General features: G+C 67.2%; 6 protein-coding genes. All 6 read left to right on the top strand.

Annotated features, from left to right (window positions below):
• The first annotated feature begins 337 nt into the window (after window positions 1–337).
• The 6 genes from APZ21_RS02440 to APZ21_RS02415 all read left to right on the top strand — a co-directional run bounded on the left by APZ21_RS02440 (window position 338) and on the right by APZ21_RS02415 (window position 12,109).
• Entirely contained in the window at window positions 338–865 is a 528-nt protein-coding gene (locus tag APZ21_RS02440) for a DUF732 domain-containing protein (protein WP_054811553.1), read from the top strand.
• Window positions 862–1,848 carry a cutinase family protein gene (locus APZ21_RS02435; RefSeq protein WP_239476457.1) on the top strand — a complete coding sequence of 329 codons (987 nt, stop codon included), beginning with the start codon at window positions 862–864 and terminating at the stop codon, window positions 1,846–1,848. Before APZ21_RS02440 ends, APZ21_RS02435 begins: the two co-directional genes overlap by 4 nt.
• A gap of 135 nt (window positions 1,849–1,983) precedes the next feature.
• Window positions 1,984–3,051, top strand: a complete 1,068-nt coding sequence (locus tag APZ21_RS02430; protein WP_239476456.1) for an LLM class F420-dependent oxidoreductase — start codon at window positions 1,984–1,986, stop codon at window positions 3,049–3,051.
• A 190-nt stretch (window positions 3,052–3,241) separates the two neighbouring features.
• Window positions 3,242–5,155 (top strand): long-chain-fatty-acid--AMP ligase FadD32, encoded by a 1,914-nt coding sequence (gene fadD32 / locus APZ21_RS02425; RefSeq protein WP_054811552.1) that lies wholly within the window; start codon window positions 3,242–3,244, stop codon window positions 5,153–5,155.
• Window positions 5,156–5,246: 91 nt separating this feature from the next.
• A complete protein-coding gene (gene pks13 / locus APZ21_RS02420; RefSeq protein ID WP_082392763.1) occupies window positions 5,247–10,568 on the top strand; it encodes a polyketide synthase Pks13 in 5,322 nt (1,773 codons plus the stop codon).
• A complete protein-coding gene (locus tag APZ21_RS02415) occupies window positions 10,565–12,109 on the top strand; it encodes an acyl-CoA carboxylase subunit beta (RefSeq protein ID WP_054811551.1) in 1,545 nt (514 codons plus the stop codon). Before pks13 ends, APZ21_RS02415 begins: the two co-directional genes overlap by 4 nt.
• Window positions 12,110–12,242: the final 133 nt, after the last annotated feature.

Raw genomic sequence — 12,242 nt, 5'->3', positions numbered from 1 at the left:
GTGCCGGAGGCGCGGCCATAGATACAGCCCCAGTTCGCGGCCGTCTCGCGCCCGAGTGGCCGAGACGATGCGACGAAGGAGCGAGTATCGGCCGCTCGGACGCGAGACTCGAGGGGCCGCGAACTCCGCCGTGCCGGAGGCGCGGCCATAGATACAGCCCCAGTTCGCGGCCGTCTCGCGTCCGAGTGGTCGAGACGATGCGACGAAGGAGCGAGTATCGGCCGCTCGGGCGCGAGACTCGAGGGGTCGCGAACTCCGCCGTGCCGGAGGCGCGGCCATAGATACAGCTACCCTGGGGGCGACCGCGTCCCTGTGAGCAGATCGAGGATACGAATTCATGCATCGGACCTGTGGCAAGGTTCTCGGCGTCGTCGCGGCGGTTTCCGTCGCGGGCGTGCTGGCCGCGTGTGGCGACAATGATTCGACCGTGTCGAGTACGCCGACGATGAGCGGCACCACAACTACCGCTGTCACGGCGTCGAGCAGCGCCGCGGTGTCGAGTCCGGTGGAGTCGCCGCAGGCTTCCGCGCCTGCGCCGCAGCCGTCGGAGGCGGTGTCGCAGACTCAGGAACGTCCCGCGCCCGCGCCCGCGCCGTCGCAGGACACCTCGGGCATGGCCGACAAGGACCGCAAGTTCTTGGATGCTTTGAAGGCCCAGGGGATCACTCCGTCCAGCCCGGATATCGCGCTGAGTATCGGAGCGTATGTGTGCCAGGGCATATCGGCGGGTGCGTCGGAGGCGGATCTGTCGACGTTCGTGAACGCGATGGCCGGTTCGGATCCGTCGTTCGATCCGGCGAAGATGCCGGTTGAGCAGGCGGGCAAGATCTATATCGATACGGCGAAGCAGACGTACTGCAAGTGAGTGCTCGTCGCGGTCCCGTGTCCTCCCGCCGGTTTCGGCCCGCGGGTTGTCTTTCGCTGCTCGGCGGATTGGCGCTGGTCGGTGTGCTCGTGGTGGCGGCCTGGTACATGCTGGCGGGGTGCGGGCGGACGCCCAAGCCGCCGAAGCCGCCGGTGCCGCCGGCCTCGCAGCCCGCGTGGTGTCCTGATGTGCAGATGATCTCGGTGCCGGGAACGTGGGAGTCGAGCAGCGTCGATGATCCGTACAGTCCGAGCGCGAATCCGGCGTCGTTGATGTTGAACGTGTCGCGTCCGATTCAGCAGCGGTTCCCGTCGAGCCGGGTGGACGTTTACACGGTTCCGTACGTGGCGCAGTTCTCCAATCCGGTGGCGATTCCGCCGGATGGTCAGCAGTCGTACAACAACAGCAGGTCCGAGGGCATGCAGCGGATGATCGATTTCATGTCGCAGCGTGCCAAGGATTGCCCGCTGACCACCTACGTGCTGGCGGGGTTCTCGCAGGGCGCGGTGATCGCGGGCGATGTGGCGAACATGATCGGCAACGGCAAGGGGCCTGTCGCGGCCGAACGGGTGCTTGGCGTGGCGCTGATCGCCGACGGCCGCCGGACGGGTGATTCGGGTGGGGGTGAGGCGATCCAGATCGGTCCCGCGCCGGGCGGTGTCGGTGCCGAGATCGCGTTGACCGGGGTGAAGGTGCCGGGGATCACCATGACGGGTCCGCGTCAGGGAGGTTTCGGTTCGTTGGCGGATCGCACGTTCACGATCTGCGCGCCGGGTGACCTGATCTGCGATTCGCCGCGTCAGGCGATGAGTCCGGTGAATTTCGTGAGCAGTGTGTTGAGCTTGGTGCGCGCGGCGGGCAATCCGGTGCACGCGCTGTACAGCGGCTTCGTGGTGGACGAGAACGGTACGACTTCGACCGCCTGGATGGCGTCGTGGGCGGCGGGTCTGATCGAGTCCGCGCCGCATCCGGCGCATTCATGAGTTCTCACAGCCGGTGGCGGCGGTGGTCGGTGGTTGGACAGCGGGTGCCGTGACATCCGTACCTTGGTTCGTCTGCACGTTGTAAAGTGCGCTGATGATCGCGGATCGCACATCGAAAGCCAGGAGCATGAGTTCATGACACAAGCCGCCGCACCGGCCGCTTCGGCCAGCAGCGCAGCGGATACCGGGTCGACCGAGCGGGAGGCTCCGCAGCGCAGCGCGCAGGGAGTTCCGCTTCGACCGTTCCGTTTCGCCGCCGCGGGGGAGGGGAACAAGCAGGAGGGGGGTGCTCGCAAGTTCATCCGTACCGCGCAGCAGGCCGAGGAGTACGGTTTCGATACGTTCGTGGTTCCCGATCATCTGGGTGATCAGATCGGTCCGATCGCCGCGTTGGGTGCGTTGACCCAGGCCACCGAGCGTATTCGCTTGGGTACCTCGGTGTTGGCCAACGGTTTCCGTCATCCGGTGGTGCTGGCCAAGGATCTGGCGACCATCGATGTGCTGTCCAAGGGGCGTCTCGAGGTAGGTCTCGGCGCGGGCTGGAAGCAGGACGAGTACGTCGCGGCGGGGCTGACCTACGATTCGCCGGGTGTGCGCCTGGCCAAACTCGACGAGGCGCTGACGATTCTGGACGTGCTGTTGCGCGGCCAGGAGTGCACGTTCGAGGGTAAGTACTACCAGGTCAACGGCATCAAGGGCACGCCGAGACCGCGGCAGGGTCCGCGACCGCCGATCTGCACCGGCGGCGGCGGTCCGAAGATGTTGCGGTTGGCCGCCAAGCACGCCGACATCATTTCGGTCGTTCCGGTGACAACCAAGGGCGGTAAGGGACTGCTGTCCGGTATCACCTTGGAGAAGACCATCGAGAAGGTCGAGCTGATCAAGGAGGCGGCGGGCGACCGGTTCCCCGAGATCGAGCTGAACTGGGCGATCACCGCGATCGTCATCACCGACGACCGGGAGAAGACCGCGGAGATGGCGTTGTCGGCGCTGGACCGGGGTCTGCACCCGGATCTCGAGGTCGACGTGAAGCTCTCGGTGGAGGACATTCTCGCGTCGCCGTACGTGGCGATCGGCACCTTCGAGGAGATCGCCGACCAGCTGCGGCGTGTGCGACAACTCACCTCGATGTCGTATGTCGGGGTTTTCCCCACCCAGATGGACGCTTTCGCACCGGTTATCCCCATGCTGCGGGACGAGTGATCCGGCCTTCTCTGTAACATAACTCTGGTTTGAGTACATCTAGCCGATAGCGGTCACCGCGCAGACCGCACGAAATTCTGCAGGTTGGCTCTCAACTTTGGAGCACCCGCGGCGAAAGCGAGTCGGGGCCTCACAGGTAACAGCGGCGATGTCGCCGTACTGCTGCGTGTGCCTCGGAGGAGAAGAAGGAATGGAAGAGACTTTCGACGACTACCTGGACGAAACCGGGAACATCCGTATTCCCGAGGATCACACCCTGGTTGATCACGTCGAGAAGCACACAAGGAACGACGCGAACACGCTGGCGTACCGGTACATCGACTACTCGCGGGAACGCGACGGTGAGGTGCACGAGCTGACGTGGCGGGAGTTCGGGGTTCGGCTGCGCGCGGTGGCCGCCCGACTGCAACAAGTGACGAAGCCGGGGGATCGGGTCGCGGTCCTGGCCCCGCAAGGTTTGGACTATGTGATCTCCTTCTTCGCGGCGATCTACGCGGGCTGCATCTCGGTGCCGCTGTTCGATCCCGACGAACCCGGCCACACCGACCGGCTGCACGCGGTGCTCGGCGACTGCACGCCCTCGGCGATCCTCACCGCGAGCACCTCGGCGGCGGGCGTGCGCCAGTTCTTCCGCGCGCTGCCCGCAGCGCAGCGTCCGCGCATCATCGCCGTGGACGCCATTCCCGACAGTGTCGGCGAGTCGTGGGTGCGCCCGGATATCAAGATCGACGATATCGCCTATCTGCAATACACGTCGGGCTCGACCCGGGTGCCCGCGGGCGTGGAGATCACCCACCGTGGTGTCGGCACGAACCTGCTCCAGATGGTCGAGGCCATCAATCTGGACTGGAATTCGCGCGGCGTCACGTGGCTTCCGCTGTTCCACGACATGGGCCTGCTCACCGTGATCCTGCCCGCGGTGGGCGGCAAGTACATCACGATCATGTCGCCGAGCGCCTTCGTGCGGCGTCCGTACCGCTGGATCAAGGAGTTGGCCGCGGTTTCCGATGGCGCGGGCACCTTCGCCGCGGCGCCGAACTTCGCCTTCGAGCACGCCGCCGCGCGCGGTCTGCCGAAGAACGGCGAGACGCTGGACCTGTCGAACGTGATCGGCCTGATCAACGGCAGTGAGCCGGTCACCACCTCCTCGATGAAGAAGTTCAACGAGGCGTTCGCGCCGTACGGCCTGCCCAAGACGGCGATCAAGCCGTGCTACGGCATGGCCGAGGCCACGCTGTTCGTCTCGGCCACCAAGGCCGAGGACGAGGCCAAGGTGGTCTACGTCGACCGCAACGAACTCAACGCGGGTCGGATGGTGAAGGTCGACCAGGGTACGGAGAATTCGATCGCCCAGGTGTCGTGCGGTTATGTCGCGCTGTCGCAGTGGGCCGTGATCGTCGATCCCGAGACCGTGGAATCCGATGGCGGCCATGAGCTGCCCGACGGGCGGGTCGGTGAGATCTGGCTGCACGGCAACAATATGGGCATCGGGTACTGGGGTCGCGAGGAAGAGACGGTCAAGACCTTCCGCAACAAGATCAGTCACCGTGTCGCCGAGGGCAGCCGCGCCGAGGGCACCGCGCCGGACGCGAACTGGATGCGCACCGGCGACTACGGCGTCTACTTCGAGGGCGAGCTCTACATCACGGGCCGGGTGAAGGACCTGGTGATCGTCGACGGCCGCAATCACTATCCGCAGGATCTGGAGTTCTCGGCGCAGGAGGCCAGTTCGGCGCTGCGGCCCGGCTTCGTGGCCGCGTTCTCGGTGCCCGCGAACCAGTTGCCCGCCGAGGTCTTCGAACAGGGCAGTCACTCGGGTCTGAAGTTCGATTCCGACGATGCCTCCGAACAGTTGGTCATCGTGGGCGAGCGCGGACCGGGCGCCGGTAAGGCCGATCCGCTGCCGATCGCGGACGCGGTGCGCGCGGCCGTCTCGCAGCGCCACGGCGTGACCGTGCGCGATGTGCTGTTGGTGCCCGCGGGTTCGATCCCGCGGACCTCGAGCGGCAAGATCGCGCGACGTGCCTGCAAGACCGCATATCTCGAGGGAACACTGCGCGGTGGTTACACCCAGCAGGCTTTCCCCGATGCTCCCGAAGAGTAGTTCGTTCGTGAGTGCTCGATATCCCTCGACCAGACAACCGAGCGTCGTTTGGCGGCGCCCCCGGTACGCAGACAGGTAGCTTGAGGAATTGATGGCTGACAACGAGGGCACGCCCGAACCCACCGACAACGCTCCCGTCGAACCGGCGACCGACATCTCGGTGGCGGAGTTACGCGAGTGGCTGCGGCGTTGGGTCGCCGACGCGACCGGTCAGGCGATCGAGCAGATCACCGTCGACCGGCCGATGGAGGAGTTCGGCCTGGCCTCGCGGGATGCCCTCGCCCTCGGCGGCGATATCGAGGAGCTCACCGGCGTCGTCCTCACGGCGACGGTGGTCTATCAGCATCCGACCATCGCGTCGCTGGCCGAGCGGATCGTCAACGGCGAACCCGAGACGCCCGACGCGGGCGACGACGACGTCGTCTACACCTCGCTCACCGCGGACGAGGCGCACGACATCGCCGTCGTCGGTTTGGCCACCCGCCTGCCGGGCGCCGGGAACACCCCGGAGTCGACCTGGGAGTTCCTTATCGGCGGCGGTGACGCCATCCGCGAGCTGCCGGAGGGCCGCTGGTCGGAGTTCACCGCCGATCCCGAGGTGGCCCGGGTGGTCGAGGAGAGCAACACTCTCGGCGGCTACCTGGACCAGGACGTGGTGAAGGGTTTCGACGCGGAATTCTTCGCCATGTCGCCGGTCGAGGTCGAGCGGGTGGACCCGCAGCAGCGGCTCATGATGGAGCTCACCTGGGAGGCGTTGGAGCACGCCAGGATTCCGGCCAGTGAGCTGAGGGGCGAGCCGGTCGGCATGTTCGTCGGCTCCTCCACCAGCGATTTCCAGTTGATCGCCGCGCTCGGCCTCAACGGCGAGCGCGATCCCGGTGTCCCGGTTTCGGCGGAGGCGTACGCGCTGCTCGGCGCGTCGAGCGGCATCATCGCCAACCGGGTCTCCTACTTCTTCGACTTCCGCGGTCCCTCGGTGACCGTGGACACCGCGTGCTCGTCCACCATCGTCGCGGTGCACCAGGCCGTGCGCGCGCTGCGCGAGGGTGACGCGGATCTGGCGCTGGCGGGCGGGGTGAACATGATCCTCGCCCCGGTCGCGACCCTCGGTTTCGAGAAGAACGGCGCGGTCGCCAAGAACGGGCGGATCAAGGCGTTCTCCTCCGATGCCGACGGCATGGTGCGTTCCGAGGGCGCCGGTCTGGTCGTGCTCAAGCGTCTGGTCGACGCCGAACGCGACGGCGACCGGATCATGGGCGTAATCAAGGGGTCGGCGGTGAACAACGACGGCCGCTCCAACGGTCTGTTGGCGCCGAATCCGGACGCGCAGGCCGACGTGTTGCGCCGCGCGTACCGTGACGCGGGCATCAAGCCCTCGACCGTGGACTACATCGAGGCGCACGGCACCGGCACCCTGATCGGCGATCCCATCGAGGCCGACGCGCTCGGCCGGGTGATCGGCCGCGGACGCGACGCCGACAAGCCCGCGCTGCTCGGTTCGGCCAAGACCAACTTCGGTCATCTCGAATCGGGTGCGGGCGTGGCGGGCTTGGCCAAGGTGCTCATGGCCTTCCAGCACAACGTGCTGCCCGCGAACCTCAACTTCGCGGGCCCGAATCCGTACATCCCGTTCGACCAGGCGAATCTGAAGGTCGTCGAGTCGCCGACCGAATTCCCGCGCTACAGCGGTGTCGCGACCGTCGGTATCTCCGGCTTCGGATTCGGCGGCACCAATGCCCATCTCGTGCTCCAGGAGTACGTCCCCGCGAGCGGTGCTGAGTCGAGCGGCGCGGGGTCGACCGGCGCGAGCGGCGCTGAGTCGACCGCCGCGAGTGGCGTCGAGTTGATCGACGGCAGGTCCGACGAGACCGCAGCCGCCGAGGTCGCCGCGGAACCCGTTGCCGCCGAACCGGAATGGAACACCGACCGCGAGGAACCGCTGCCGGTGATCCTCGCCGTATCCGGCTACCTGCCATCGCGCCGCCGCCGCGCCGCGGGCGAACTCGCCGACTGGCTCGAATCCGCGACCGGGCGCGATGTGCCGCTGGCCGATGTCGCCCGCTCGCTGGCGCGGCGCAGCCATTGGCGTTCGCGCGGTGTCGTGATCGCACGCACGCACGAGGAGGCTGTCGCCGGTCTGCGCGCCATCGCGGCGGCCAAGCCCGGCACGGGTGTCTTCACCGCCGACGCGCCCGCCGCGCAGGCCCCGATATGGGTGCTGTCCGGCTTCGGCGCGCAGCACCGCAAGATGGGCAAGCAGCTCTACCACGAGAATTCGATCTTCCGCCGCACCGTCGACGAGGTCGACGCGCTGGTGCAGGACGAGGCCGGGTACTCGATCCGGGAGATGATGCTCGACGACGCCCAGGACTACGACGTCGGCACCTCGCAGGTCGGCATCTTCACCATCCAGATCGGATTGGCCGCGCTGCTGCGCGCGCACGGCGCCGAACCGGAGGCCGTCGTCGGCCATTCGATGGGCGAGGTCGCGGGGGCCTACATCTCCGGCGGCCTGTCGCTCGAGGACGCGGTGCGGGTGATCTGCGCGCGCTCGCGTCTCATGGGCGAGGGTGAGGCCATGATCTCCGACGACGACGTGCGCAATATGGCGCTGGTCGAACTCGGGGTCGCCGATGTCGAGAAACTGCTGCCGGAGTACCCGGATGTCGAGATGGCGGTGTTCGCCGCGCCCACCAATACCGTGATCGGCGGTCCGCGCGATCAGGTCGCCGCGATCGTCGCGCAGGTGGAGGCGGCGGGCAAATTCGCCCGGGTGCTCCCGACCCGCGGCGCGGGTCACACCTCGCAGATGGACCCGCTGCTCGGCGAACTCGCCGCCGAACTGGCGGGCATCGAGCCGACCCCGCTGCGCGCCGGTCTGTACTCGACCGTGCGCAAGGAGCAGTACTTCCGCCCCGGTCACGATCCGATCCACGACGAGGACTACTGGGTCACGAATCTGCGCCACGCGGTGTACTTCACCAACGCGGTGAAGCTCGCGGTGGATACCGGCCACACCACTTTCCTCGAACTCGCGCCGAACTCTGTCGCGCTCATGCAGGTGCTCGGCACCACCTTCGCCGCGGGTGTGCACGACGCGCAGCTGATTCCGACCCTCAAGCGCAAGGAAGACGAGTCCGCCGCCGTGATCTCGGCGCTGGCCCAGCTCTACGTGCACGGGCACAAGGTCGACCTGCCGTCGCTGCTGCCCGCGGGCGAATTCGCCGATATTCCGCGAACCACCTTCGTGCGCAAGGAATTCTGGCCCAAGACCCGCATCGCGAGCGGCGGCGACGCCCGCATGCCCGGCGCGCACGTCGCACTGCCCGACGGTCGACACGTCTGGCAGGTGCGGGCCGGTTCGGTCACCGACCTGCCCGCGCTGGCGACCGCGGCCGCGGCGCAGGTGCTCACCGATGTCGCGCTCGGCGCGTCGGTCGCGCACGCGCCCGCACCGGTCGACGGCACCCTGACCACCACGCTCACCCCGCATCTCGGCGGTGGCTCGGTGCAGGTGCACGCGCGCTCCGATCAGGCGTTCACGCTGTTGTTCGACGCCGTCGTCACCTCGGGCGCACCGCTGCCGTCCTCGACGGTCGCGCAGCCGGTCGAGGCCGCCGCGCCCGCACCGGCCGCGCTCGAGGTCGTCGGCGCGGACGGATTCGGCGACCGCTGGGATCCCAACGGCACCCAGACCCTCGAGGATCGGCTCGCGCTGATCGTCGCGGAGTCGATGGGCTACGCGGTCGAGGATCTCCCGATGGAGATTCCGCTCATGGAGCTCGGACTCGACTCCCTGATGGCCATGCGCATCAAGAACCGCGTCGAATACGAATTCGACATTCCGCAATTGCAGATCCAGGCGGTGCGCGACGCCAACCTCAGCGAGGTCGGCAAGGTGCTGCGCTACGCGATCGAACACCGCGACGAGGTGCAGGCCATCGCCGAACGGCAGGCCGCCGGCGAGGACATCGCCGTCGACGGCGGCTTCGTGGCCGCCGCCCGCGCCGCACTGGAGGCGGGCGAGGATCCGGCCGCCGCCGCCAAGTCCGTTGCCGCCCAAGCGGGTTCGCCGCTGAGCGAGCAGAACACCTCGGTGGAGGCCGAGGCGGAGGCCATCGTGGTCGAGGCCGAGGAACGCGCGGGCATCGCCGGTGCGGTACCCGGCACCGCGACACCCGCCCCCGCCACCGCGGCACAGACCGCCGCCGTCGAGGCGAACGAGTCCGCGCTCGATCGCGCGCTCGACACCGAGGACACCACACCCGAACGTGCCGCGGACGCGGTGCTCGCCGGATTCGGCGCACCGTCGAGCAGCGGTGATAACGAGGATGTCCCGCCGCGTGACGCGCCGGAACGCCTGACTTACGCGACCTGGGCCATTGTCACCGGCAAGTCGGCGGGCGGCATCTTCAACACGCTGCCGATCCTCGAGGAGGATGTCGCGGAGAAACTCGCGGCACGCCTGACCGAGCGTATCGGCGCGGAGGTCACCGCGGACGACGTGCTCGACTGCGAGACGATCGAACAGCTCTCCGATATCGTCCGCACCCTTCAGGACACCGGCGCGGAGCTGGACGGATTCGTCCGCACCCTCCGTCCGCGGGTCGACGGGTCGACCGCGGTGCCGGTTTTCGTCTTCCATCCCGCGGGCGGCAACACCCTGGTCTACGAACCACTGTTGAAGCGGCTGCCCAATGACACCCCGATGTTCGGCTTCGAGCGCGCCGACGGTGAGATCGAGGAGCGCGCCCGGCAGTATCTGCCACAGCTGCGCAAGATCCAGGGCAATGGACCGTATGTCCTCTACGGCTGGTCGCTCGGTGCGGTACTTGCCATGGCGTGTGCGCAGCAGCTTCGCGCCGAAGGCGCGGATGTCCAGCTCGTGGGATTGATCGACCTCGCGATCACCACCGAGCCGGAGGACAACAGCCCGGCCGAACGCGTGCGCCGTATCCAGCGCTATCAGGAATTCGCGAAGAAGACCTACGGCGTGCAGGGGGAACTCCCGCCCGAGCAGCTGGAGGAACTGGCGCTGGCCGACGACGACAAGCAGTTCCAGATGATCAGCGACCTGGTCAAGATCAGCGGTGCCAACATCCCCGGTGGCGTGCTCGAACACCAGCGCACTTCGTGGATCGAGAACCGGGCACTGCAGAAGGTCTCGCCGACTCGCTACGACGGTGACGTCGTGCTCTACCTGGCTGATCGCTATCACGACGGCGCTATCGAGTTGGAACCGCGTTTCGCTCACCGCAAGCCCAACGGCGGCTGGGACGAGTACCTGCCCAACCTCCAGGTCGTTCACATCCCCGGCGACCACCTCCAGATCGTCGACGAGCCGCGCATCGGCAAGATCGGCGCCGATCTCACCGCCAAGCTCGTTGCCATCGAGGCGAAGGGAGCCAAGTGAGCAGTACTGCCGAGAAACTGGCCGATCTTCGTAAGCGCCTCGAACTGGCGCAGGAACCGGCCGGTGAAGCGGGAGTGGCGAAACGAGCCAAGAAGGGCATCCCCAGCGCCCGCGACCGGATCAACATGTTGCTCGACCCGGGCACTTTCGTGGAGATCGGCGCGCTGGTGCGCAAACCCGGTGATCCCACCGCGCTGTACGGCGACGGCGTGGTCACCGGACACGGCATGGTCGACGGTCGGCCAGTGGCGGTGTTCTCGCACGATCAGACCGTGTACGGCGGTTCGGTCGGCGAGATGTTCGGCCGCAAGGTCGCCTACATCATGGAATACGCGGCCAAGGTCGGCTGCCCCGTCGTCGGCATCAACGATTCCGGCGGCGCGCGCGTCCAGGAAGCGGTGACATCACTGGCCTGGTACGCCGAACTCGGCGCCCGGCAGGAACCGCTGTCCGGTCTGGTACCGCAGATCTCGATGATCCTCGGCAAATGCGCGGGCGGCGCGGTGTACGCCCCCATCAACACCGATGTGGTGGTGGCGACCGAAGAGGCATACATGTTCGTCACCGGCCCCAAGGTGATCCGCGAGGTCACCGGCGAGGACGTGAGCCTCGAGGAGTTGGGCGGCGCCCAGAGTCAAGCCGAATACGGCAACATCCACCACGTCGCCAAGGACGAGATCGCGGCCTTCGAGTGGGTCCGCGCCTACCTCGGCTACCTGCCCACCAGCTGCCAGGAACTGCCCCCCATCGTGAACCCCGGCATCGAATCGGAGATCACCGATTCCGATCTGGAACTGAACTCGCTCATCCCCGATTCGGACAACGCGGGCTACGACATGCACGATGTCCTGCTCCGCATCTTCGACGACGGCGACTTCCACGAAGTCGGCGCATCCGCGGGACGCAATATCCTCACCGGCTTCGCCCGGGTGGACGGCCGCAGCGTAGGCGTGGTCGCCAACCAGCCCCTGGTCTACGCGGGCGCCCTGGACGCACGAGCATCGGACAAGGCCGCCCATTTCGTCCGCCTCTGCGACGCCTTCGAGATCCCGCTGGTATTCGTGGTCGACACCCCCGGCTTCCTCCCCGGCGTCGAACAAGAGAAGATCGGCGTCATCAAACGAGGCGGCCGTTTCCTGTTCTCGTTCCTGGAGGCGACGGTGCCGAAGGTCACGGTGGTCATCAGGAAGTCCTATGGAGGCGGCTACGCCGTCATGGGATCGAAGCAACTCGGCGCGGATGTCAACCTGGCCTGGCCCACCGCGAGGATCGCGGTAATGGGCGCGGAAAGCGCCGTGAGCCTCATCGGCGGAAAGCAACTGGCCGCCGCCCCCGAAGACCAGCGCGAGGCCATGCGCAGGCAAATGATCGATTTCTACAACGCGACCATGGCGACCCCCTGGGTAGCGGCGGAACGCGGCTACATAGACGCGGTCATAGAGCCGTCGACAACCCGCCTGGAACTGCGCAGAGCGCTGCACCTACTACGGGACAAGTCCCTGGCCCGCAACCCGAGAAAACACCACCTACTACCCCTCTGAGCTGGGTCTATGGCCGTGCCTCCGGCACGGCGGGTTCGCGGCCCCTTGGGTCTCGCGTCCGAACGGCCGATACTCGCGCCTGCGGCGCATTGTCTCGACCGCTCGGACGCGAGACGGTCGCGAACTGGGTCTC

Origin of the sequence: Nocardia arizonensis (assembly GCF_001310275.1) — a bacterium.
In the GTDB taxonomy this organism is placed as follows: domain Bacteria; phylum Actinomycetota; class Actinomycetes; order Mycobacteriales; family Mycobacteriaceae; genus Nocardia; species Nocardia arizonensis.
This window is presented reverse-complemented; position numbering and strand designations above follow the sequence as displayed.

Bases quoted from the DNA above. Each gene is read 5' to 3' on its own strand.
- APZ21_RS02440 (WP_054811553.1), top strand. From the start codon at position 338: ATGCATCGGACCTGTGGCAAGGTTCTCGGCGTCGTCGCGGCGGTTTCC.
- APZ21_RS02430 (WP_239476456.1), top strand. From the start codon at position 1,984: ATGACACAAGCCGCCGCACCGGCCGCTTCGGCCAGCAGCGCAGCGGAT.
- fadD32 (WP_054811552.1), top strand. From the start codon at position 3,242: ATGGAAGAGACTTTCGACGACTACCTGGACGAAACCGGGAACATCCGT.
- pks13 (WP_082392763.1), top strand. From the start codon at position 5,247: ATGGCTGACAACGAGGGCACGCCCGAACCCACCGACAACGCTCCCGTC.